22 protein-coding genes are annotated in these 23644 nt (G+C 71.2%); 1 reads left to right on the top strand and 21 read right to left on the bottom strand.

The annotated features are described in order from the left end of the window. Positions 1–20: 20 nt before the first annotated feature. The 8 genes from pyrF to pyrR all read right to left on the bottom strand — a co-directional run bounded on the left by pyrF (position 21) and on the right by pyrR (position 10058). The gene (gene pyrF, locus CV755_RS04475) at positions 21–881 is read right to left on the bottom strand and encodes an orotidine-5'-phosphate decarboxylase (RefSeq protein WP_161968587.1); all 861 of its coding nucleotides are present in this window, start codon (positions 879–881) and stop codon (positions 21–23) included. Next, complete coding sequence (locus CV755_RS04480) at positions 878–1993, bottom strand: quinone-dependent dihydroorotate dehydrogenase (protein ID WP_109278816.1); 1116 nt, start codon at positions 1991–1993, stop codon at positions 878–880. The genes pyrF and CV755_RS04480 overlap by 4 nt, the downstream gene beginning before the upstream one ends. Positions 1994–2061: 68 nt before the next feature. Then, on the bottom strand, positions 2062–5373 hold the full coding sequence (gene carB, locus CV755_RS04485; protein ID WP_109278817.1) for a carbamoyl-phosphate synthase large subunit: 3312 nt from the start codon (positions 5371–5373) through the stop codon (positions 2062–2064). Then, positions 5366–6508 carry a glutamine-hydrolyzing carbamoyl-phosphate synthase small subunit gene (gene carA / locus CV755_RS04490; RefSeq protein WP_109278818.1) on the bottom strand — a complete coding sequence of 381 codons (1143 nt, stop codon included), beginning with the start codon at positions 6506–6508 and terminating at the stop codon, positions 5366–5368. Before carA ends, carB begins: the two co-directional genes overlap by 8 nt. Then, complete coding sequence (locus CV755_RS04495) at positions 6505–7065, bottom strand: PH-like domain-containing protein (protein ID WP_109278819.1); 561 nt, start codon at positions 7063–7065, stop codon at positions 6505–6507. The genes carA and CV755_RS04495 overlap by 4 nt, the downstream gene beginning before the upstream one ends. After that, entirely contained in the window at positions 7062–8348 is a 1287-nt protein-coding gene (locus CV755_RS04500) for a dihydroorotase (RefSeq protein WP_109278820.1), read from the bottom strand. Before CV755_RS04500 ends, CV755_RS04495 begins: the two co-directional genes overlap by 4 nt. A gap of 73 nt (positions 8349–8421) precedes the next feature. After that, entirely contained in the window at positions 8422–9402 is a 981-nt protein-coding gene (locus CV755_RS04505) for an aspartate carbamoyltransferase catalytic subunit (protein ID WP_109278821.1), read from the bottom strand. 92 nt (positions 9403–9494) lie between these two features. Further along, positions 9495–10058, bottom strand: coding sequence for a bifunctional pyr operon transcriptional regulator/uracil phosphoribosyltransferase PyrR (gene pyrR, locus CV755_RS04510; protein WP_109278822.1), 564 nt, complete (start codon positions 10056–10058; stop codon positions 9495–9497). A 197-nt stretch (positions 10059–10255) separates the two neighbouring features. Between pyrR and bldD the strand changes: the two genes are divergently transcribed. After that, the gene (gene bldD, locus CV755_RS04515) at positions 10256–10756 is read left to right on the top strand and encodes a transcriptional regulator BldD (RefSeq protein WP_004948690.1); all 501 of its coding nucleotides are present in this window, start codon (positions 10256–10258) and stop codon (positions 10754–10756) included. A gap of 93 nt (positions 10757–10849) precedes the next feature. Here the strand turns inward: bldD and nusB are convergent, their stop codons facing one another. The 13 genes from nusB to CV755_RS04580 form a co-directional block, all read right to left on the bottom strand. Further along, a complete protein-coding gene (gene nusB / locus CV755_RS04520; protein WP_109278823.1) occupies positions 10850–11278 on the bottom strand; it encodes a transcription antitermination factor NusB in 429 nt (142 codons plus the stop codon). A gap of 2 nt (positions 11279–11280) precedes the next feature. Beyond that, the gene (gene efp, locus CV755_RS04525; RefSeq protein ID WP_109278824.1) at positions 11281–11847 is read right to left on the bottom strand and encodes an elongation factor P; all 567 of its coding nucleotides are present in this window, start codon (positions 11845–11847) and stop codon (positions 11281–11283) included. A 45-nt stretch (positions 11848–11892) separates the two neighbouring features. After that, entirely contained in the window at positions 11893–13014 is a 1122-nt protein-coding gene (locus CV755_RS04530) for an aminopeptidase P family protein (RefSeq protein WP_109278825.1), read from the bottom strand. 57 nt (positions 13015–13071) lie between these two features. After that, positions 13072–13860 carry an AAA family ATPase gene (locus CV755_RS04535; protein WP_109278826.1) on the bottom strand — a complete coding sequence of 263 codons (789 nt, stop codon included), beginning with the start codon at positions 13858–13860 and terminating at the stop codon, positions 13072–13074. Positions 13861–13980: 120 nt separating this feature from the next. Then, positions 13981–14421 carry a type II 3-dehydroquinate dehydratase gene (aroQ, locus tag CV755_RS04540; RefSeq protein ID WP_109278827.1) on the bottom strand — a complete coding sequence of 147 codons (441 nt, stop codon included), beginning with the start codon at positions 14419–14421 and terminating at the stop codon, positions 13981–13983. Further along, on the bottom strand, positions 14418–15509 hold the full coding sequence (aroB, locus tag CV755_RS04545) for a 3-dehydroquinate synthase (RefSeq protein ID WP_241560971.1): 1092 nt from the start codon (positions 15507–15509) through the stop codon (positions 14418–14420). Before aroB ends, aroQ begins: the two co-directional genes overlap by 4 nt. 69 nt (positions 15510–15578) lie before the next feature. Then, the gene (locus CV755_RS35805) at positions 15579–16094 is read right to left on the bottom strand and encodes a shikimate kinase (RefSeq protein WP_241560972.1); all 516 of its coding nucleotides are present in this window, start codon (positions 16092–16094) and stop codon (positions 15579–15581) included. Next, positions 16091–17275 carry a chorismate synthase gene (gene aroC / locus CV755_RS04550; RefSeq protein ID WP_109278828.1) on the bottom strand — a complete coding sequence of 395 codons (1185 nt, stop codon included), beginning with the start codon at positions 17273–17275 and terminating at the stop codon, positions 16091–16093. Before aroC ends, CV755_RS35805 begins: the two co-directional genes overlap by 4 nt. Before the next feature lie 275 nt (positions 17276–17550). Further along, on the bottom strand, positions 17551–18384 hold the full coding sequence (locus tag CV755_RS04555; protein WP_109278829.1) for a shikimate dehydrogenase: 834 nt from the start codon (positions 18382–18384) through the stop codon (positions 17551–17553). Continuing rightward, positions 18381–20051, bottom strand: coding sequence for an endolytic transglycosylase MltG (gene mltG, locus CV755_RS04560; protein ID WP_109278830.1), 1671 nt, complete (start codon positions 20049–20051; stop codon positions 18381–18383). The genes CV755_RS04555 and mltG overlap by 4 nt, the downstream gene beginning before the upstream one ends. 126 nt (positions 20052–20177) lie before the next feature. Continuing rightward, positions 20178–20642 carry a Holliday junction resolvase RuvX gene (gene ruvX, locus CV755_RS04570; RefSeq protein WP_109278831.1) on the bottom strand — a complete coding sequence of 155 codons (465 nt, stop codon included), beginning with the start codon at positions 20640–20642 and terminating at the stop codon, positions 20178–20180. 4 nt (positions 20643–20646) lie between these two features. Then, positions 20647–23313: an alanine--tRNA ligase gene (alaS, locus tag CV755_RS04575; protein ID WP_109278832.1), complete on the bottom strand. Its 2667-nt coding sequence runs from the start codon at positions 23311–23313 to the stop codon at positions 20647–20649. Next, the gene (locus CV755_RS04580; RefSeq protein ID WP_109278833.1) at positions 23313–23639 is read right to left on the bottom strand and encodes a DUF6167 family protein; all 327 of its coding nucleotides are present in this window, start codon (positions 23637–23639) and stop codon (positions 23313–23315) included. Before CV755_RS04580 ends, alaS begins: the two co-directional genes overlap by 1 nt. Between the last annotated feature and the right edge of the window lie 5 nt (positions 23640–23644).

Consider the following 23644-nt stretch of genomic DNA (forward strand, 5'->3'; position numbering starts at 1 on the left):
TTTTCCGGACATAACAACCGTCAATTTTTCGAGTGGAGCGCGGATTCCACCGCCGAGCGCACCTCTTCGGCGAACCTCGCGGCGCTCTCGCGCAGCGCGGTGACGTCCGGGCCGTGCCGCAGCACGCCCCGGCTGACATTGGGGACCACGTTCCCGGCCGCGGCGCCGAAGACCTTGGGCAGGTCGGCCGCGGTGGCCCCCTGGGCGCCGATGCCGGGGGCCAGCAGCGGGCCGTTGATGGCCAGATCGGCGGCGGGCGCGGTGCCCAGGGTGGCGCCGACCACCGCACCGAAGGAGCCCAGCGGCGCCGCGTCGGCGTTCTCCGCCCGCAGGTGGTCCAGCATGGCCGCGGCCACGCTGGAGCCGTCGGCGCGGACGGCGTGCTGGACCTCGGGGCCCTCCGGGTTGGAGGTGAGCGCCAGGACGAAGACCCCGGTGCCGCTCTGCCGGGCCAGGTCCAGGGCCGGGCGCAGCGAGCCATAGCCCAGGTACGGGCTGACGGTGACCGCGTCCGAGAACAGCGGGGAGGCGGGGTCGAGGTAGGTGGCGGCGTAGGCGGCCATGGTGGAGCCGATGTCGCCGCGCTTGGCGTCCATCAGCACCAGGGCGCCGGCCGCCCGGGCCTCGGCCACGGTCCGTTCCAGCACCGCGATGCCGCGTGAGCCGAAGCGCTCGAAGAAGGCGGACTGCGGCTTGAGCACGGCCACCCGGTCGGCCAGGGCCTCCACCACGGTGCGGCTGAAGCGCTCCAGGCCGGCGATGTCGTCGGTCAGCCCCCAGTCGGTGAGCAGCGCGGCATGCGGGTCGATGCCCACGCAGAGCGGGCCGCGCTCGTCCATGGCGCGGCGCAGGCGCGTACCGAAGGGTTCCAGAGAGGTCATGCGGTCACCTTCCGGTGGTCGGCGCCGACGGCCTCGGCGAGGGTGGCGTACGGGCTGGCGGCCAGCTTCCCGGCCAGGCCGCGGTGGATGGCGCGGCACCAGAACGGGCCCTGGTAGATGAAGGCGCTGTAGCCCTGGACCAGGGTGGCGCCGGCCAGGATGCGTTCCCAGACGTCCTCGGCGCTCTCCACGCCGCCGACGCCGATCAGGGTGATCCGGTCGCCGACCCGGGCGTACAGGCGGCGCAGCACCTGAAGCGAGCGGGTCTTGAGCGGGGCGCCGGAGAGGCCGCCGGCGCCGATGGCCTCGACGGTCTCGCGGGGGGTGCGCAGGCCCAGGCCGTCCCGGGCGATGGTGGTGTTGGTGGCGATGATGCCGTCCAGGCCGAGTTCCACGGCGAGGTCGGCGACCGCGTCCACGTCCTCGTCGGCCAGGTCGGGGGCGATCTTGACCAGCAGCGGGACGCGGCGGGTGGTGACCGTGCGGTCGGCGGCCTCGCGGACCGCGGTCAGCAGGGGGCGCAGCTGGTCCACCGCCTGGAGGTTGCGCAGGCCGGGGGTGTTGGGCGAGGAGACATTGACCACCAGGTAGTCGGCGTGGGCGGCCAGCCGCTCGGTGGAGGTGACATAGTCGGCCACTGCCTCGGCCTCGGGCACCACCTTGGTCTTGCCGATGTTGACGCCCACGGTGGTCCGGAACACCGGGTTCCGCTCGGCCAGCCGCCGGGCCACGGCGGCCGAGCCGTCGTTGTTGAAGCCCATCCGGTTGATCAGGGCGCGGTCGGCGACCAGGCGGAACAGCCGCTGCTTGGGGTTGCCGGGCTGCGGCTGGGCGGTGACGGTGCCGATCTCCACATGGTCGAAGCCCAGCATGGCCATGCCGTCGATGGCGGCGGCGTTCTTGTCGAAGCCGGCGGCCAGTCCGAAGGGGCCATGCATCCGCAGGCCCAGGGCCTCGGTGCGCAGTTCCTTGTGGCGGGGGGCCAGCACGGCGGCCGCGAAGGTGCGCAGCACCGGGATCCGGGCCAGGCCGCGGATCCAGGCGAAGGCCAGGTGGTGGGCCCGCTCGGGGTCCATCCGTTTGAAGATCAGGTTGAAGAAGAGTCGGTACATTTCCAGCCTTTTCGGGCGTGGAGGCTCGTGAAGAGGGGGACACCGCGTGGTGTCCCCCGTCTTCCGTCTCAGGCCTCGCGGGCGGCGGTCAGGTGTCCGGCGTGTTCCTGCAGGGAGCGGACGCCGACATCGCCCCTGGTGAGGGCCTCGATGCCCTGGACCGCGGCGGCCAGCGCCTGGACCGTGGTCAGGCAGGGCACCGCACGGGCGACCGCGGCGGTACGGATCTCATAGCCGTCGAGCCGGCCGCCGGTGCCATAGGGGGTGTTGACGATCAGATCGACCTCACCGTCGTGGATCAGCTGGACGATGGTCTTCTCGCCGTTCGGCCCCTCCCCCTCGCTCTGCTTGCGCACCACGGTGGCGTTGATGCCATTGCGCTTGAGGACCTCGGCGGTGCCGGAGGTGGCCAGCAGCTCGAAGCCATGGGCCACCAGCTCCCGGGCCGGGAAGATCATCGAGCGCTTGTCGCGGTTGGCCACCGAGACAAAGGCCCGTCCCTTGGTGGGCAGCGCTCCATAGGCGCCCGCCTGGGACTTGGCGTAGGCGGTGCCGAAGACATTGTCGATGCCCATGACCTCGCCGGTGGAGCGCATCTCCGGGCCCAGCACGGTGTCCACCCCGCGGCCGTGGATGTCGCGGAAGCGCGACCACGGCATCACGGCCTCCTTGACCGAGATCGGCGCATCCATCGGCAGGGTGCCGCCATCGCCCGACTTGGGCAGCATGCCCTCGGCCCGCAGCTCGGCGATGGTGGCGCCCAGCGAGATCCGGGCGGCGGCCTTGGCCAGCGGTACCGCGGTGGCCTTGGAGGTGAAGGGGACGGTACGGGAGGCGCGCGGGTTGGCCTCCAGGACGTAGAGGATGTCCCCGGCCATGGCGAACTGGATGTTGATCAGGCCGCGGACGCCGACGCCCTTGGCGATGGCCTCGGTGGAGTTGCGCAGCCGCTTGATGTCGAAGCCGCCCAGGGTGATCGGCGGCAGGGCGCAGGCCGAGTCGCCGGAGTGGATGCCGGCCTCCTCGATGTGCTCCATCACGCCGCCCAGGTAGAGCTCATGGCCGTCGTAGAGCGCGTCCACGTCGATCTCGATGGCGTCGTCCAGGAAGCGGTCGATCAGCACCGGGTGCTCGGAGATCAGGCCCGCGTGCCGCTCCAGGTAGCCGGCCAGCGAGGGCTCGTCATAGACGATCTCCATGCCGCGCCCGCCCAGGACGTAGGAGGGGCGGACCATCACCGGGTAGCCGATCTCGGCGGCGATGGTCTTGGCCTCCTCGAAGGAGAAGGCGGTGCCGTACTTGGGCGCGGGCAGCCCGGCCTCGGTGAGCACCCGGCCGAAGGCCCCGCGCTCCTCGGCCAGGTCGATGGCCTCCGGCGAGGTGCCCACGATGGGCACGCCGTTGTCCTTGAGCGCCTGCGCCAGGCCCAGCGGGGTCTGCCCGCCGAGCTGGACCACCACGCCCGCCACCGGGCCGGCCTGCTGCTCGGCGTGCACGATCTCCAGGACGTCCTCCAGGGTGAGCGGCTCGAAGTAGAGCCGGTCGGAGGTGTCGTAGTCGGTGGAGACGGTCTCCGGGTTGCAGTTGACCATCACCGTCTCATAGCCCGCCTCGCTGAGCGCGAAGGAGGCGTGGACGCAGGAGTAGTCGAACTCGATGCCCTGGCCGATGCGGTTGGGGCCGGAGCCCAGGATGATCACCGCGGGCTTCTGGCGCGGGGCGACCTCGGACTCCTCGTCGTAGGAGGAGTAGAAGTACGGGGTCTTCGCGGCGAACTCGGCGGCGCAGGTGTCCACCGTCTTGTAGACCGGCCGTACGCCCAGGGCGTGCCGTACCTCGCGGACCACATCCTCGCGCAGGCCGCGGATGGCGGCGATCTGGGCGTCGGAGAAGCCGTGCCGCTTGGCCTCGGCGAGCAGCGCGGGGTCCAGCTCGGCGGCGGTGCGCAGGTCCTCGGAGATCTCATGGATCAGGAACAGCTGGTCCACGAACCAGGGGTCGATGCGGGTGGCCTGGAAGACCTCCTCCTGGCTCGCCCCGGCGCGGATGGCGGCCATCACCGTGTTGATCCGGCCGTCGGTCGGCAGCTTTGCCTTGGCCAGCAGCTCCTCCTTGTCGCCCACCGGGGAGACGAAGTCGAACTGGGAGCCCTTCTTCTCCAGCGAGCGCAGCGCCTTCTGCAGCGCCTCGGTGAAGTTGCGGCCGATGGCCATGGCCTCGCCCACCGACTTCATGGTGGTGGTGAGGGTGGGGTCGGCGGAGGGGAACTTCTCGAACGCGAACCGCGGAGCCTTGACCACCACATAGTCCAGGGTGGGCTCAAAGGAGGCCGGGGTCTGCTCGGTGATGTCGTTGGGGATCTCGTCGAGGGTGTAGCCCACCGCCAGCCGGGCGGCAATCTTCGCGATCGGGAAGCCGGTGGCCTTGGAGGCCAGGGCGGAGGAGCGGGAGACCCGGGGGTTCATCTCGATGACGATGACCCGGCCGTCCTCGGGGTTGACCGCGAACTGGATATTGCAGCCGCCGGTGTCCACCCCGACCTCGCGGATCACCGCGATGCCGATGTCCCGGAGGATCTGGTACTCGCGGTCGGTCAGCGTCATCGAGGGCGCCACGGTGATGGAGTCACCGGTGTGCACGCCCATGGGGTCGAAGTTCTCGATGGAGCAGACGACCACGACATTGTCGTTCTTGTCGCGCATCAGCTCCAGCTCGTACTCCTTCCAGCCGAGGATGGACTCCTCCAGGAGCACCTCGGTGGTCGGGGAGAGCGTCAGGCCCTGGCCGGCGATGCGGCGCAGCTCCTCCTCGTCATGGGCGAAGCCGGAGCCGGCGCCGCCCATGGTGAAGGAGGGCCGGACCACCACCGGGTAGCCGCCGAGCGTCTCGACGCCCGCCAGCACCTCGTCCATGGTGTGGCAGATGACCGAGCGGGCGGACTCGCCATGGCCGATCTTGGCGCGGACGGCCTCCACCACGGTCTTGAACTGGTCGCGGTCCTCGCCCTTGTGGATGGCCTCGACATTGGCGCCGATCAGCTCGACGCCGTACTTCTCCAGCGTCCCGGCCTCGTGCAGCGCGATGGCGGTGTTGAGCGCGGTCTGGCCGCCGAGGGTGGGCAGCAGGGCGTCGGGGCGCTCCTTGGCGATGATCTTCTCGACGAACTCCGGGGTGATCGGCTCCACATAGGTGGCGTCGGCGATCTCCGGGTCGGTCATGATCGTGGCCGGGTTGGAGTTGACCAGGATGACCCGCAGGCCCTCGGACTTCAGCACCCGGCAGGCCTGGGTGCCGGAGTAGTCGAACTCGGCGGCCTGCCCGATGACGATCGGGCCGGAGCCGATGACCAGAACGGACTGGATGTCGGTGCGCTTAGGCACGCTGGCCCTCCATCAGGGAGACGAAGCGGTCGAACAGGTACGCGGCGTCATGCGGACCTGCGGCTGCCTCGGGGTGGTACTGGACGCTGAAGGCCGGCTGGTCGAGCAGCTGGAGACCTTCGACCACGTTGTCGTTGAGACAGACGTGGGAGACCTCGGCGCGGCCGTAGGGGGTGTCGGTCGCCCGGTCGAGCGGGGCGTCCACGGCGAAGCCGTGGTTGTGCGCGGTGACCTCGACCTTGCCGGTCGTACGGTCCTGCACGGGCTGGTTGATGCCCCGGTGGCCGTACTTCAGCTTGTAGGTGCCGAAGCCCAGCGCGCGGCCGAGGATCTGGTTGCCGAAGCAGATGCCGAACAGCGGGGTCCTGCGCTCCAGCACCGCCCGCATCACCGAGACCGGGTGGTCGGCGGTGGCCGGGTCGCCGGGGCCATTGGAGAAGAACACGCCGTCGGGGTTGACCGCGTAGACGTCCTCGGCGGTGGCGGTGGCGGGCAGGACATGCACCTCGATGCCGCGCTCGGCCATCCGGTGCGGGGTCATGCCCTTGATGCCCAGGTCGATGGCGGCCACGGTGAACCGCTTGGTGCCGATGGCCGGGACGACATACGCCTCCTTGGTGGCCACCTCGGCGGACAGGTCGGCCCCGGTCATCTCCGGCGCCCGGCGCACCTCGGCCAGCATGGTGCCCTCGTCGGGCAGGACACTGCCGGAGAAGATGCCCACCCGCATGGCACCGCGCTCGCGCAGATGGCGGGTGAGGGCGCGGGTGTCCACACCGCTGATGCCGACCACGCCCTGGGCGCGCAGCTCCTCGTCGAGGGAGCGGCGGGAGCGCCAGTTGGAGGGGGTGCGGGCGGGGTCGCGGACCACATAGCCGGCCACCCAGATCCGGGAGGATTCCGGGTCCTCGTCGTTGACGCCGGTGTTGCCGACGTGCGGGGCGGTCATGACGACCACCTGGCGGTGGTAGGAGGGGTCGGTGAGGGTCTCCTGGTAGCCGGTCATGCCGGTGGAGAAGACGGCCTCGCCGAAGGCCGACCCCACGGCCCCGTAGGCGCGGCCGTGGAAGGTACGGCCGTCCTCCAGGACGAGTACGGCGGGGACCTTGGCGGTCCCCCTGGTGGAGGTCGTCATCGTGCGCCTTCCGTGGTGCTGTTCATGGTGGAGATGGCTTCGACCCAGGCCGGGTGCCCGTCCGCCGCATCGGAGCGGAAGCCGGAGTCGATGGTCCGTTCGCCGTGCTGCCAGGTGATCACCAGCAGGCCGCCCTCGGTGAGGACCTTGCCCGCGATGCCCTTGTCCAGCCGGGCGCCGCGCAGGGCGGAAGCGGGGATGAAGAAGTCGCGGGCGCCGGGACGGACCACATTCACGCCCTGCTCGGTGAGGGTGAGTTCGGCGCGACTGCGGGTGCCCAGGCCCTGGGCGACGATGCGGTCCAGCCACTGCCCGGCGGTGGTCGAGCCGTGGTAGCGGCCGGTCATCGTCAGCAGCGGCTCGCTCTGCCGCTCGGGGGCGGCGGGCAGCTCGGGGAGGTCGCCCTGGAGGGTGCCGCGCCACTTCCAGCCCTCGCGCATCAGCCAGTAGAGCAGGGCGACAAAGAGCAGCAGCCCGACCACCCAGCCGGCGCGGGCCGCCCAGTCGGTCACGGCCTGCGACTTCTGCTCGCCCGCCAGGTTGATCAAAGTTGTCACGTCAGATTCCCGTCCACGACCGTCGCCCGGCCCCGCAGGAAGGTGTGGGTGACGCGCCCCGGCAGCTCAAGGCCCTGGTAGGGGGTGTTGCGGCTGCGGGAGGCGAAGCCCGCGGGGTCCACCACACCACGGTAAGCGGAATCGACCAGGGTGAGGTTGGCGGGCTCTCCGGCGGCGATGGGCCGGCCGTGCCCCGCCAGCCGGCCGATGGCGGCCGGGCGGAAGGACATCCGGTCGGCGACCCCGGCCCAGTCCAGCAGGCCGGTGTCCACCATGGTGTGCTGGACCACCGACAGGGCGGTCTCCAGGCCCACCATGCCCATGGCGGCCGCACCCCACTCGCAGTCCTTGTCCTCGTGCGGGTGCGGGGCGTGGTCGGTGGCCACACAGTCGATGGTGCCGTCGGCCAGCGCCTCGCGCAGGGCCCGTACATCGGCCTCGGTGCGCAGCGGCGGGTTGACCTTGTAGACCGGGTTGTAGCTGCGCACCAGTTCGTCGGTGAGCAGCAGGTGGTGCGGGGTGACCTCGGCGGTCACATTCCAGCCCTTGGACTTGGCCCAGCGGACGATCTCCACCGAGCCGGCGGTGGACAGATGGCAGATATGCACCCGGGAGCCGACATGGGCGGCCAGCAGCACATCGCGGGCGATGATCGACTCCTCGGCGACGGCCGGCCAGCCGCCCAGGCCCAGCTCGGCGGAGACCACGCCCTCGTTCATCTGAGCGCCCTCGGTCAGCCGCGGCTCCTGGGCGTGCTGGGCGATGACGCCGTCGAAGGCCTTCACATACTCCAGCGCCCGCCGCATGATCACGGCGTCGTCCACGCACTTGCCGTCGTCGGAGAAGACCCGCACGCCGGCGGCGGAGTCGTGCATGGCGCCCAGCTCGGCGAGCTTCTTGCCCTCCAGGCCCACGGTGACCGCGCCCACCGGCTGGACGTCGCAGTAGCCGGACTGCCGGCCCAGCCGCCAGACCTGCTCCACCACACCGGCGGTATCGGCCACCGGGAAGGTGTTGGCCATGGCGTGTACGGCGGTGTAGCCGCCGACGGCGGCGGCACGGGTGCCGGTCAGGACGGTCTCGGAGTCCTCCCGGCCGGGCTCGCGCAGATGGGTGTGCAGGTCCACCAGGCCGGGCAGCAGGATCCGGCCGTCCGCCTCGATGACGGTGGCGCCGTCGGCGTCCAGGCCGGTGCCCACCGCGGCGATGGTCTCGCCGTCGATCAGGACGTCCTGCGGCTCGCCGCCCAGCGGCCGGGCGCCGCGGATCAGGGTCTTGCTCATGATCGCTGCATCTCCTCAGGGGTTCCGCCGAGCGGGCGGTGCGGGTGGTCGGTGGGGGCGGGGGCGGGGGCGGTCACTGCTCACCTGTCGTACGGTTTCCCGCCACCGCGGGCTCCGCGCCGCCCAGCAGCAGATAGAGCACGGCCATCCGGATGGAGACGCCGTTGGCGACCTGCTCCACCGCGGTGCAGCGCGGGGAGTCGGCGACCTCGGCAGTGATCTCCATGCCCCGGTTCATCGGGCCGGGGTGCATCACGATGGCGTGCTCCGGCATCCGGGCCATCCGCTCGGAGTCCAGGCCGTAGCGGCGGGCGTACTCCCGCTCGGTGGGGAAGAAGGCGGCGTTCATCCGCTCACGCTGGACGCGCAGCATCATCACCGCGTCGGACTTGGGCAGCACCGCGTCCAGGTCGTAGGAGACCTCGCAGGGCCAGTGCTCCACGCCGATGGGCACCAGGGTGGGCGGGGCGACCAGGGTGACCTGGGCGCCCAGGGTGGTCAGCAGATGGACGTTGGAGCGGGCCACCCGGCTGTGCAGGACATCGCCCACGATGGTGATCCGGCGGCCGTCCAGGTCACGGCCGAGCCCGGCGTCCGGGCCCACCAGCCGGCGGCGCATGGTGAAGGCGTCCAGCAGGGCCTGGGTGGGGTGCTCATGGGTGCCGTCGCCGGCGTTGACCACGGCGCCCTCGATCCAGCCGGAGTTGGCCAGCCGGTAGGGGGCGCCCGAATCGTGGTGGCGGATGACCACCGCGTCCGCGCCCATGGCCTCCAGGGTCAGTGCGGTGTCCTTGAGCGACTCGCCCTTGGAGACCGAGGAGCCCTTGGCGGAGAAGTTGATGACATCGGCCGACAGCCGCTTGGCGGCGGCCTCGAAGGAGATGCGGGTGCGGGTGGAGTCCTCGAAGAAGAGGTTGACCACGGTGCGGCCGCGCAGGGTCGGCAGCTTCTTGATCGGCCGGTCGGCGACCCGGGCCATCTCCTCGGCGGTGTCGAGGATCAGCACGGCGTCGTCGCGGGAGAGGTCGGCGGCCGAGATGAGGTGACGCTTCATCCGGATTACTCCGATGTTGGGGAGGTATGCGGGAGTACTGGCCGGGCATGCGGGCTCGCGGGCCCGGTGCCACCGGGTCCGCTGTGGGTCCGCTACTGCCCGGCGGGGGCCGGGTGCACGCCGAGCAGGACGCTGTCGCGCCCGTCCTCCTCGGTGAGCTGCACCTTGACCGTCTCCCGCAACGACGTGGGGAGGTTCTTGCCGACATAGTCGGCGCGGATGGGAAGTTCGCGGTGGCCGCGGTCCACCAGGACCGCCAGCTGTACGGCGCGCGGGCGGCCGATGTCGTTCAGCGCGTCCAGCGCGGCGCGGATGGTGCGGCCGGAGAAGAGCACATCGTCCACCAGGACCACCAGCCGGCCGTCGATGCCCTCACCGGGGATCTCGGTACGGGCCAGCGCACGGGCCGGGCGCAGCCGGAGGTCGTCGCGGTACATGGTGATGTCGAGGGAGCCGACCGGGGTGCGGGCGCCGGTGATCTCCTGGAGTTTGGCGGCCAGCCGGTGGGCGAGGAAGACACCCCGGGTGGGAATGCCGAGCAGCACCACATCGTCCGCGCCCTTGGCGCGCTCGACGATTTCGTGGGCGATGCGGGTGAGAACCCGGGCGATGTCCGGTGCTTCTAGCACGGGACGCGCCGGAGCATTTGCGTCCATACGAAACGGACCTCCTTCTCCGCCTCACGGGACGGACATTAAAGGACGTCGAAATTGCGTGGTCCACCGTACCAGTACCGCCGAGGGCCGGTGAACGGGCCCTTGGCCGGTGCACCGCATGAACCATTCGGCTTGACGAAGGCAGATTACGCTGCGTAACCTCACAGTGAGTTACCACTCTTCGTCCGGGGAGCTTTATGTCCAGCGAATACGCCAAACAGCTCGGGGCCAAGCTCCGTGCCATCCGCACCCAGCAGGGACTCTCCCTCCATGGAGTCGAGGAAAAGTCCCAGGGGCGCTGGAAGGCCGTGGTGGTGGGCTCGTACGAGCGCGGCGACCGTGCCGTGACCGTGCAGCGCCTGGCCGAGCTGGCCGACTTCTACGGCGTGCCCGTGCAGGAGCTGCTGCCCGGCACCACGCCGGGCGGCGCCGCCGAGCCCCCGCCGAAGCTGGTGCTGGACCTTGAGCGGCTGGCCCATGTCCCGGCCGAGAAGGCGGGTCCGCTCCAGCGTTATGCCGCCACCATTCAGAGCCAGCGCGGCGACTACAACGGCAAGGTCCTCTCCATCCGCCAGGACGACCTGCGCACTCTTGCCGTCATCTATGACCAGTCGCCTTCGGTGCTGACCGAGCAGCTGATCAGCTGGGGCGTGCTGGACGCGGATGCCCGTCGCGCCGTGCAGCACGAGGACGCCTGACCTCCGCTCTTGTCCGATAAAACCGCCGTGGGGCGGGAAACCTGATCAGGTTTCCCGCCCCACGGCGGTTTCGCGTCATCGTCCGCAAAGGGTTCAGGAACGCCGGATGTTCGGCTTCAGCTCCTTGAACCGGCCCAGCAGACCATTGACGAAGGTGGGCGATTCGTCGGTGGAGAACTCCTTGGCCAGCTGCACGGCCTCGTCGATGGCCACCGCGTCCGGGGTCTCGTCCTCCCAGATCAGCTCGTACGCACCGAGCCGGACGATGTTCCGGTCGGCGGCCGGCATCCGGTCCAGGTCCCAGTCCACCGCATAGGTCTTGATCAGCTCGTCGATCCGGTCCACATGCCCGGCGTACCCCTCGACCAGCCGCATGGTGTACTCGGTGACCGGCGGCTGCCGGTCGTCGGTCCGTGAGTGCCGGATCCAGTCGGCGAGCACCGTCTGCACGGTGGTACCGCGCTGGTCGGCCTCGAAGAGGATCTGGAAGGCGCGCTTACGGGCCTTGCTACGGGCGGCCACGGTTAGCTGTTCACCCGGCCGAGGTAATCACCGGTGCGGGTGTCAACCTTGATCTTCTCGCCGGTGGAGATGAACAGCGGGACCTGGATCTCGTAGCCGGTCTCCAGGGTGGCGGGCTTGGTGCCACCGGTGGAGCGGTCGCCCTGGACGCCCGGGTCGGTGTGCTGGATGGTCAGCTCGACGGCGGCCGGGAGCTCGACATAGAGCACCTCGCCCTCGTGCTGGGCGACCGAGGCCTCGAAGCCCTCGATCAGGAAGTTGGCGGCGTCACCGACCGTCTTGCGGTCGATGTGCAGCTGGTCGTAGGTCTGCATGTCCATGAAGACGAAGTAGTCGCCGTCCATGTACGAGAACTGCATGTCGCGGCGGTCAACGGTGGCCGTCTCGACCTTGACACCGGCGTTGAAGGTCTTGTCGACCACCTTGCCGGAGAGCACGTTCTTGAGCTTGGTGCGCACGAAGGCGGGGCCCTTGCCAGGCTTGACGTGCTGGAACTCGACGACGGACCAGAGCTGGCCGCCTTCGAGCTTGAGCACCATGCCGTTCTTGAGGTCGTTCGTGGAAGCCACGGTTGCGGAATCTCCTGGACTGAACTGGGACCCCGAAGGCGCGCGCTACAGCGCGAGCAGCTCCTTGGTCGTGATGGTGAGTAGCTCGGGTCCGCCATCCGCCTCGGGGCGGACGACGAGCGTGTCATCGATCCGGACGCCGCCCCGCCCCGGGAGGTGGACTCCCGGATCTACGGTGACCGGCACGCAAGCGTCCAGTTTACCCATGGCCGAGGGCGCCAGACGCGGGTCCTCGCCGTTTTCCAGTCCCACCCCGTGCCCGATGGACGGGCCGACCCGCTCACCGTGCCCGGCCGCCTCCAGCACCCGGCGCGCTGCCCGGTCCACCTCCCGGTACGGCGTCCCCGGCGCCAGCGCCTCCCGCCCGGCCCGCTGGGCGGCGAAGACCTGGTCGTACAGCTCGATCTGCCACTCGGCGGGCGAGGTGCCGATGACAAAGGTACGGGCGATCTCGCTGTGGTAGCCCCGGTAGTCGGCGCCCAGGCAGACGCTGAGGAAATCGCCCTCCTCCACCCGCCGGTCGGTCGGCACATGCCCGGCCAGCCCGGAATGCGGGCCGGTGCCCACCGAGGTGGGGAAGGCCGCGCCGCCCGCCCCGTGGTCCACCAGCCGCCGCTCCAGCTCCAGGGCCAGATGCCGCTCGGTGCGGCCCACCAGGATGGACTCCAGCAGCTCGCCCAGCGCCTGGTCGGCGATCTCGGCGGCGATGCGCAGCGCGGCGATCTCCTCGCCGTCCTTGACGATGCGCTGCTGCTCCACCGCCGGGCCCAGGTCCTCCAGGTGCAGCCGGGGAGCCACCGAGCGCATGGCGCGGTGGCGCGCCACGGTCAGATGGTGTTCCTCGACCGCCAGGGTCTCCACCCCGGCGCCGGCGGCCCGCTCGGCGGCGGCCACCGCCGGGTCGCCCTCCGCGCTGGGCAGCAGCTGCACCCGCAGGTCCTCGGCGGGCCGTCCGGCCGGGCCGGTGCCGGCCGAGTGGTCGGCGAAGGGGTCCACCGTGCACAGCAGCAGGTCATGGCCGGGGCCGACCAGCAGCACGGACCCCGGCGGGGCACCGCCCGCCAGGTATCGGACATTGGCCGGACCGGTCACCAGGGCGGCCTCGCTGCCACCGGTGACACACCGTTCGAGGAGCCGTGAGCGCCGTGCCGCGTACACGTCGGACATGCTTCGAGCGTACGTACGGCGACCGGAACCGTCCGTTCCAGCGCGTCCGACCGGGCTTTACCAGCCGCCGGGCGCGGTCAGCGCGCGGGTGACGGTCTCGTCCAGCAGCCGGGCGGTGGTGGCCACATCCTGCTGGGAGTTGTCGATGATGGGCAGCCCGGAGCCGTACCAGCCGGCCATCCGGCCGTGGATACGGGCCACCTCCTCGTCACCGAGGCGGCGGTTGCCGCTGCGCTCGGCGTTGCGCTCCAGCACCACCTCCAGGCCCGGCAGCAGCACCACGGGCAGCAGGCCGGGGCCCACATGCCGCTTCCAGCCGCCCAGGCCCACCGAGGGCCAGTCGGGGAAGACGGCGTCGTCGATGATGCAGGAGATGCCGTTGGCGATGAAGTTACGTGCGGCGAAGCCGCAGGTGCGGCGGGCGAGGCGGTACTGGGCCTCGGAGTGGTCGTTCCACCCGGACTGGGGGTCGGCGAAGCCCGAGCGCACCCACTCCCGGACGTCGTCCAGGCTGATGTGGGCGGTGGGCGTGGCGCGGGTGTCCGCCCAGTGGCGGGCCACGGTGGTCTTTCCGGCGCCCGCCGGGCCGATCAGCAGCACCGCCACCGGGGCCCGCAGGGCGTCGGCCGGGACGGTGGTCCCGGGTACGGCCTGCGCGGCGGGTACGGCCTGCGCGGGCGCGGCGGGGGCGGGCGGTGCCGGGAAGTGTCCGGGCGGGGGCGGCGGCCCGGGAACCGGCGGCGGGCTCACCGGCCGGGGAGCGGGGGCCGCCCAGCCGGGCGCGGCCGGTATCGGCCGCCGGCCGTCCCCCCTTGGTGGCAGCGGCTCTCCCCCTGCGTGCTGCATCCGACTGGCACTCCGTCTCGTACTGGCGTTTGGGCGGGTTGAGGTTACCCGAGACGGCCGCGGCGGGCCGCCGGGCGGTCAACGGCCCGCCGGCCCGGAAAGTGCCCTCAAGCGGCCGGGTCAGCCCGCCAGTTCGTCCGCCAGGGCGCGCAGCGCCAGCCGGTAGGAGCCGATGCCGAACCCGGCGATGGTGCCGCTGGCCACCGCCGAGACCACCGAGGTGTGCCGGAACTCCTCCCGGGCATGCGGGTTGGAGATGTGCACCTCGATCAGCGGGGCGGTGCGCTGGGCGGCCGCGTCCCGCAGGGCGTACGAGTAGTGGGTGAACGCACCGGGGTTGATGACCACCGGCAGCGCCCCGTCGGCCGCCTCATGCAGCCAGCGCACCAGCTCGCCCTCGTCATTGGTCTCCCGGACCTCCACGGCCAGGCCGAGCTCCGCGCCCAGCGCGGTGCACTCGCGTACCAGCCCGGCGTAGGAGGTGGAGCCATAGACATCGGGCTCCCGCGAACCCAGCCGCCCGAGGTTGGGCCCATTGAGCACCAGCACCCGCGCGCTCACGCCGCGATCTCCGCGTGCGCGGCCAGCAGCATGGCCGGATCCGGTGCCTCCAGCACGGCCGGCCGGGCCAGGCCCTCCAGGACGATAAAGCGCAGCCGGTCGCCCCGGGTCTTCTTGTCGATCTTCATGGTCTCCAGCAGCTTGGGCCACTGGTCGCCCCGGTAGGTCACCGGCAGCCCCACCGAGGAGAGCACCGCACGGTGCCGGTCGGCGGTGGCGTCGTCCAGCCGTCCGGCGATCCGGCCGAGTTCGGCGGCGAACACCATGCCCACCGAAACCGCCGCGCCATGGCGCCAGTTGTAGCGCTCGTTCTTCTCGATGGCATGCGCCAGGGTGTGCCCATAGTTGAGGATCTCCCGCAGTCCGGACTCCCGCAGGTCCTTGGAGACCACCTCGGCCTTGACCCGGATCGCCCGCCCGATCAGCTCCGCGGTATGCGGGCCCCCGGGGCTGCGGGCCCCCTCCGGGTCGGCCTCGATCAGCTCCAGGATGGCGGGGTCGGCGATAAAGCCGGCCTTGATCACCTCGGCCAGGCCGGAGACATAGTCATTGACCGGCAGCGACTCCAGCGCCGCCAGGTCGCACAGCACCCCGGCGGGCGGGTGGAAGGCGCCCACCAGGTTCTTGCCCTCGGCGGTGTTGATGCCGGTCTTGCCGCCGACCGCCGCGTCCACCATGCCCAGCACGGTGGTGGGCACCGCCACCCAGCGCACCCCGCGCAGCCAGGTGGCCGCCACAAAGCCGGCCAGGTCGGTGGTGGCCCCCCCGCCGACGCCGACGATCACATCGGTGCGGGTGAAGCCGCTCTGCCCCAGCGCCTTCCAGCAGTAGGCGGCCACCTCGGCGGTCTTGGCCTCCTCGGCGTTGGGCACCTGGATGGCGATGGCCTCATAGCCCTGGGCGGCCAGGTCCTCGCACAGCGCTTCCCCGGTGGCGGCCAGTGCCTCGGGGTGCACCACGGCCACCCGCCGGGCCGCCTTGCCGATCAACTCGGGCAGCTCGCCCAGCAGTTGGTGCCCTACCAGAACCTCGTAGGGTGCGGTGCCCGCGCTGCCTGCGACATGGATGCGGGTGGGGGCGTCGGTCATGGGTTCCTCACTGGACGGAACTGGATGGAACTTGCTGGAACTTCTCTATGAAACCGGATGGACTGCCGGTCAGGGGCCCTTGAGGCCGAGGGCCTCGATCACCGCATCGGCGACCTGGGCGGGAGTACGGCCGCCGGTGGGCACCACCGCCCGGGCGACCTCGGTGTACAGCGGGCGGCGCTGCTCCATCAGCTCGCGCCACCGCTTGCGGGGGTTGACCGCGAGCAGCGGGCGCGGGCCGTCCAGCCCCACCCGCCGTACCGCGTCGGCGAGTTCGACCTCCAGGAAGACCACCGGCAGTCCGGCCAGCAGGGCGCGGGTGGCGGGGTCCATGACCGCGCCGCCGCCGAGCGAGAGCACCCCCTGGTGCTCCTCGACCGCGGCCCGCACCGCCCGCCGCTCCAGCTCGCGGAAGTGCGGCTCGCCGTCCTCCAGGAAGATGTCCGGGATGGGCTTGCCGGCCATCGCCTCGATATCGGCGTCGGTGTCCCGGTAGCCGGTCTCCAGCCGCCGGGCGAGCAGGGCGCCGATGGTGGACTTGCCCGCTCCGGGCGGGCCCACCAGCACCGCCAGCGGCCCGGTCACCTGATGGCCAGGTTGTCGAGGTAACCCTGGAGGTTGCGGCGGGTCTCCGCGACGCTGTCCCCGCCGAACTTCTCCACCACCGCGTCGGCCAGCACCAGGGCCACCATCGCCTCGGCCACGATGCCCGCGGCGGGCACCGCGCAGACATCGGAGCGCTGGTGGTGCGCCTGGGCCGGCTCGCCGGTGGCCACGTCCACCGTGGCCAGGGCGCGGGGCACGGTGGCGATGGGCTTCATGGCGGCGCGTACCCGCAGCAGTTCGCCGGTGGTCAGGCCGCCCTCGGTGCCGCCGGAGCGGCCGGTGGAGCGGCGGATGCCGTCCTCGGTGGCGACGATCTCGTCATGCGCCTGCGAACCGGGCACCCGGGCCAGCTCGAAGCCGTCGCCGACCTCCACGCCCTTGATGGCCTGAATGCCCATCAGGGCACCGGCCAGCCGGGCGTCCAGCCGCCGGTCCCAGTGCACATGCGAGCCCAGGCCCACCGGCACGCCATAGGCCAGCACCTCGACCACACCGCCCAGGGTGTCGCCGTCCTTGTGCGCCTGGTCGATCTCCGCGACCATCGCCTTGCTCGCGGCCTGGTCCAGGCAGCGCACCGGGTCGGCGTCCAGCCGCTCCACATCGGAGGGCTTGGGGTGGACGCCATAGGGCGCCTTGGCGGAGGCCAGCTCCACCACATGGGAGACGATCTCGATGCCGGCCGCCTCCTTGAGGAAGGACCGGGCCACCGCGCCCAGCGCCACCCGGGCCGCGGTCTCCCGGGCGCTGGCCCGCTCCAGCACCGGACGGGCCTCGTCAAAGCCGTACTTCTGCATTCCGGCCAGGTCCGCGTGGCCCGGGCGGGGCCGGGTCAGCGGGGCGTTACGGGCCAGCTCGGCCAGCTCCGCCGGGTCCACCGGGTCGGCCGCCATCACCTTCTCCCACTTGGGCCACTCGGTGTTGCCCACCATCACCGCGACCGGGGAGCCCAGGGACAGGCCGTGCCGCACTCCGCCGAGGAAGGTGACCTCGTCGCGCTCGAACTTCATCCGCGCGCCGCGCCCATAGCCGAGCCGCCGCCGGGCCAGGTGGTCGGCCACCATCCCGGTGGTCACCGGCACGCCGGCGGGAAGTCCCTCCAGCGTCGCCACCAGTGCGGGGCCGTGCGACTCCCCCGCAGTCAGCCAGCGCAACCTGCTCAACGGTGCTCCTCAAGTGCCGGGCCAATGCTCGCCCCGATCCTCCCATGGGCGACCGCCCGCACCGGGCGCGGGTCCGCGATGCGGACGGGTGGCTGAGACGACAGGTGCCGACTCTTGGCCTGGGCTGGGGCGCCCCGTAGGGGCGCGGGGAACTGCGCGACCAGCCACATACGACCCGCACGTGGCCCGCGTCCGTGGGTCATGGGGTGCTCACCGGAGGAACCGCACCGGCCCATGAGCCGCCGGCCATCCGTATTCGCCGCCCGCTCCCCGGCTCAGCCGGCGCGGGCCGCCAGCGCCGCCTCACCGGCCGCGCGCATCGCCGCCAGCGGGGCCGGTGCCCGGCCGGTCATCCGCTCCACCTGGAGCACCGCCTGGTGCACCAGCAGGTCCAGGCCGCCCAGTACGGATCCGCCACGCGCTGCCCAGGCCGTGGCCAGCGGGGTGGGCCAGGGCTCATAGAGCACATCGAAGAGGGTGCCGGGGCGCTCCGGCACCGCTCCCGCCAGCGCGTCGGTGGCACCGGCCGGGGTGGTGGCGATCACCAGCGGAGCGTCCAGCGCCTCGGCGGCCCGGGACCAGTCGGCGGTGCGCACCGCCACCCCCAGCCGCTCGCCCCAGCCGCGCATCTGCGCGGCCCGCTCGGCGCCGCGCACATAGGCGGTGACCTCGCCGGTGCACACCCGGGCCAGCGCGGCCAACGCCGAGGAGGCGGTGGCCCCGGCGCCCAGCACCGCCGCCGAGTCCACCTCGCCGATGCCGTGCTCGCGCAGCGCCGCCACCAGGCCGGGGATATCGGTGTTGTCGCCGACGCGCCGTCCATCCCCGGTGAACACCACGGTGTTGACCGCCTCCACGGCGGCGGCGGTGGCGCTGACCTCGTCCAGCAGCCCGATCACCGCCCGCTTCAGCGGCATGGTCAGGGAGAGTCCGGCCCAGCTGTCGTCCAGCCGGTCCAGGAAGCCGGGCAGCGCGGCCTCGTCCACCTCGAACCGCTCATAGGTCCAGTCGGTGAGACCGAGCGCGGCGTAGGCGGCCCGGTGCAGCACCGGGGAGAGCGAGTGGGCGATCGGCGAGCCCAGCACCGCCGCCCGGTGGCGGACGGTCACTGGCCGGCCGCCTTCTTGTGCTCCTGCTCGTAGCGCTGGCGGTTCTTGTTCTGCTCCTCGTTGGTCACGGCGAACAGTGTCTCGTTCTCATTGACCGAGACGAAGTAGTACCAGGGGCCGGGTGCCGGGTCGAGCGCCGACTTCAGCGCCTCGGCGCCGGGGTTGCCGATGGGGCCGGGCGGCAGTCCCTTGATGCTGTAGGTGTTGTACGGATCCTTGAACTTGCGCAGGTCGTTGACCGACCCGGTGTCCAGGGTGCTCTGGCTCTTGGCGTAGTTGACGGTGGAGTCGAAGTCCAGCAGCCCGTAGGTCTCCTTGTTGTCCGGCTTCAGCCGGTTGTAGATCACCCGGGAGATCTTGTCGAAGTCATGCGGGTAGCGGCCCTCGGCCTGCACCAGGCTGGCCACCGTGATCACCTGGAGCGGCGACTTCAGGCCGAGCTCCCTGGCCTTGCCGTCCAGGTCCTGCTCGGCGTAGTTCTTCTTGGCCCGGTCCACCATCTGCCGCAGCAGGTCCTCGGGCTTGGTGCCCTTGCCGGCGTTGTACTGGGAGGGGAAGAGGAAGCCCTCCAGCGGGTCCTTGATGTCGGGCGCGCTGTCGGCCCAGTCCGGCAGCCCCAGGTTCTTCGCCTGGGCCTTGGCCACGTCCTTGGTGGTGCCGGGCTTGAGGCCCAGCTTGTCGTCGATGGCCTTGTAGACCTGGGCGGCCCGGATGCCCTCCCGCAGGGTCAGGAAATTCCCGGCGTTGGTCATCATGGCGACCGCCGCCTCGCCGGACATCTCCTTGCGCAGGGTGTAGGTGCCCGGCTGGATGGACTTGCCGGAGGCCGCCGCGGAGAAGGCACGGGCGCTCTTGACCACACCGTTCTTCGCCAGGATGTCACCGATCTGGGTGAGACCGGCGCCCTTGGGCACCTCGATCTGCACCTGGCCGGTGCCCTCGCCCTGGTAGTCGGGGGCGGGCCCGTAGTGGGTCTCCCAGTAGTCGTAGCCGACATAGCCGATGCCGCCCACGGTGCCCAGCAGCACCACCGAGGCCACCAGACAGGCGGTGCCGCTGCGGCGCTTGTTCTTCTTGTCCTTGCCCTTGCCGCGCCGCTCCCGGCCGCGCGGGCTCTCCTCGGCCGGTTCGTCGTCCGCTTCGGCGGTGGTGCCGGGCTCGGCCTTGGGCTCCGCGCCGCCGGCCAGGCCGTCGAAGAAGGAGAGTTCGCCGGTGTCACCGGGATCGGGATCGGCCTGCCACTGCTCCTGCTGCGGCTGGTGTTGCTGATGCTGGTGCTGCTGCGGCACGCCCTGCTGCTGCTGTTGCTGCTGCTGTTGATGCATCAGCTGCTCATGCGTCTGCTGATGCATGCCCTGCTGATGCATGCCCTGCTGCTGATGGGGCGGCGGGTAAGAGCCCTGCCCCCCGTAATGGTCCTGCGCGTTCCCCGCGTAGGGGTCACCCTGAGGCGGATACGTTCCGGCCTGCGGGGCGTGCCCGTAGGGGGACCCCGTGCCCTGCGCGGGGTCCCACCCATACTGCTGCTGCTCCGGGTGGCCGTAGTACGGCTGCTGTGGCTGCTGCGACTGCTGTGGGTACTGCTGCCCCTCGTAGCCCTGCTCCCCGTAGTGGGGGTCGCCGGGATGCCACGGTTGGGAGCCGGAGTCCCGGCCGTACTCAGTCATCTATCCCCTAGAGCCGCACAGCGGCAGCCGGTGGACGCTCCCGGGGGAGCGCGGTCCGATCGTCTGGTCCTGTACGGATGGCGTTCGAACAGCTGCCATGTCGCGCGGAAGGTTACCGTATCGCGATTAGATGACCGCTTCGACGGCTTCGCCGGGGGGGCGCCCGGAGCTTTTCTCGGTCTCCAGGGCGCTCTGCAGAATGACCACCGCCGCCGCCTGATCGACGAAGGAACGTCCCTTCTTGGCGCTCACACCGGAGGCGCGCAGCCCCTGGGCGGCGGTGACGGTGGTCATCCGCTCGTCCACCAGCCGCACCGGCACCGGGGCGATGCGCCGGGCCATCTCCCGGGCGAAGGTGCGCGCCTTGGCGGCCGCCGGTCCCTCCCGCCCGCTGAGCGAGCGGGGCAGGCCGACGACCACCTCGATGGGTTCGTACTCCTCGACGATCGCCGCCAGCCGCTTGTGCGCGGCCGGGATGTCCCGGCCGGGCACGGTCTCCACCGGGGTGGCCAGCACCCCGTCGGGGTCGCAGCTGGCGACCCCGATCCGGGCGTCCCCGACATCGACGGCGATGCGTCTGCCGCGTCGCACGGCCTCAGACCGCTTCCGCGACAAGCCGCTCCACGGCGGCCATGGCCTCGCCCACGGCCTGCGGGTTCTGCCCGCCGCCCTGGGCCACGTCCGGCTTGCCGCCGCCCCCGCCACCGAGCGTCTTGGCGGCGGTACGCACCAGGTCACCGGCCTTGAGCCCACGCTCACGGGCGGCCTCGTTGGTGGCGATCACGGTCAGCGGACGGCCGCCCGCGACGGTGAACAGCGCCACCACGGCGGGCCGGGAACCCAGCCGGGAACGGACGTCCAGCACCAGCTTGCGCAGATCGTCGGCGCCGGTGCCGTCCGGCACCTGCCCGGTGACCAGGGCCACCCCGTGGACGTCCTTGGCGTCCTGGGCCAGTCCGGCGGCGGCGGCCAGCACCTTCTCGGCGCGGTAGCGCTCGATCTCCTTCTCGGCGTCCTTGAGCTTGGCGAGCATTCCGGAGATCTTCTCCGGCAGCTCCTCCGGGCGGCCCTTGACCAGCTCGGTGAGCTGGGAGACCACCGTGTGCTCCCGGGCCAGGAAGTTATAGGCGTCGGCACCCACCAGCGCCTCCACCCGGCGCACCCCGGAGCCGATGGAGGACTCGCCCAGCAGCTTCACCAGGCCCAGCTGGGCGGTGTTGGCGACATGCGTACCGCCGCACAGCTCCTTGGAGAAGTCGCCGATGGTCACCACGCGTACCCGCTCGCCGTACTTCTCGCCGAACTCGGCGATGGCACCGGACTTCTTGGCCTCGTCCAGGCTCATGATCTCGGCCTGGACGTCGAGCTCCCGCGAGAGCACCTCATTGATCCGCTGCTCCACATCGGTGAGCACCGTGCCGGGAACGGCCGCCGGCGAACCGAAGTCGAAGCGGAAGCGGCCCGGGGCGTTCTCCGAACCGGCCTGGGCGGCGGTCGGGCCCAGGGCGTCGCGCAGCGCCTGGTGGGTGAGGTGGGTGGCGCTGTGGGCGCGGGCGATGGCCCGGCGGCGCGTGACGTCGATGGCGGCGTACGCCGAGGCGCCCACCGTCACTTCACCGACCTGGACGACGCCCTTGTGGATGTTGACGCCCGGCACCGGCTTCTGGACGTCCCGGACCTCGATGACCGCGCCGTTGTCCAGCTTGATCCGGCCCTGGTCGGCCTGCTGGCCACCGCCCTCGGCGTAGAAGGGCGTACGGTCCAGTACGACCTCCACCTCGTCGCCCTCGGTGGCGGCGGGCGAGGGCACACCGTCCACCAGCAGGCCGACCACGGTGGCCTCGTTCTCGGTCCGGGTGTAGCCGGTGAAGTCGGTCTCCCCGGCCTTGTCGGCCAGCTCACGGTAGGCGGAGAGGTCGGCGTGGCCGGTCTTCTTGGCCTTGGCATCGGCCTTGGCGCGCTCCCGCTGTTCCTTCATCAGACGGCGGAAGCCGGTCTCGTCCACGGAAAGGCCCTGCTCGGCGGCCATCTCCAGGGTGAGGTCGATGGGGAAGCCCCAGGTGTCGTGGAGCAGGAAGGCCTTCTCGCCGGGCAGCACGGTGGAACCGGCGGCCTTGGTGTCGCTGACCGCGGTGTCCAGGATGTTGGTGCCGGCCTTCAGGGTCTTGAGGAAGGCGGCCTCCTCGGCGAGCGCGACGGTCTCGATGCGCTTGCGGTCCGTCTCCAGCTCCGGGTACTGCTGGCCCATCTTCTTGATGACGGTGTCCACCAGCTCACCGGCCACCGGCCCGGTGGCGCCCAGGATGCGCATATTGCGGATGGCGCGGCGCATGATGCGGCGCAGGACATAGCCGCGGCCCTCGTTGCCGGGGGTGACGCCGTCCCCGATGAGCATCACCGAGGTGCGCATATGGTCGGCGACCACCCGCAGCGAGACATCGGTGTCATGGGCCGTGCCATAGCGGACGCCGGTCAGCTCGGTGGCCTTGTCGATGACCACGCGCAGGGTGTCGGTCTCGTACATGTTCTGTACGCCCTGCAGGATCATCGCCAGGCGTTCCAGGCCGAGGCCGGTGTCGATGTTCTTGGCGGGCAGGTCGCCGAGGATGGGGAAGTCCTCCTTGCCCTCGCCGGCGCCGCGCTCGTACTGCATGAAGACCAGGTTCCAGATCTCCACATACCGCTCGTCGTTGACGGCCGGGCCGCCCTCGGGGCCGAACTCCGGGCCGCGGTCGTAGTTGATCTCGGAGCAGGGACCACAGGGGCCGGGGACGCCCATGGACCAGAAGTTCTCCTTCTTGCCCAGGCGCTGGATCCGCTCGGCGGGCACGCCGATGACGTCCCGCCAGATCCGCTCGGCCTCGTCGTCGTCCAGGTAGACGGTGATCCAGAGCTTCTCCGGGTCCAGCCCGTAGCCACCGTCGGCCACCGGAGTGGTCAGCAGCTCCCAGGCGTACTTGATGGCCCCTTCCTTGAAGTAGTCGCCGAAGGAGAAGTTGCCGCACATCTGGAAGAAGGTGCCATGCCGGGTGGTCTTGCCGACCTCTTCGATGTCGGGGGTGCGGATGCACTTCTGCACGCTGGTGGCGCGGTTGAAGGACGGCTTGACCTCGCCGAGGAAGTACGGCTTGAAGGGCACCATGCCGGCGTTGACCAGCAGCAGGGTCGGGTCGTCCGCGATGACCGACGCCGACGGGACGACGGTGTGCCCGCGCTCCTCGAAGAAGCGCAGCCAGCGGCGGCGGATTTCAGCCGACTCCATCAGTGGTCCTCTTTCCGGGTGAGCGAGTGGTAGGGGTGGGGCTGTTCGAGTGCGACCAGCCGGCGCTGCTCGGGGAGTTCATGGCGCTCCGGCCCGGGCCCGGCGGTCAGGCCGAGCGCGTCCTTGAGCGCCGCCTCCCGGTGCGCCATGCCGTCGCGGACGTCCAGGGCGAAGAGCTTGACCCGGCGGCCGGCCAGGACGGCCCGGTCGGCCGCCTGCAGCGCCAGGCTGTCCGGCTTGAGCTTGTTGAGTTTGCGGTTGACCTTGGTGGTGGCCCACACACCGGCGGCCACACCGGAGGTGAACCAGAAAGCGCGGCGGAACATTTCTC

The organism is Streptomyces orinoci (assembly GCF_003121295.1).
GTDB lineage: Bacteria > Actinomycetota > Actinomycetes > Streptomycetales > Streptomycetaceae > Streptomyces > Streptomyces orinoci.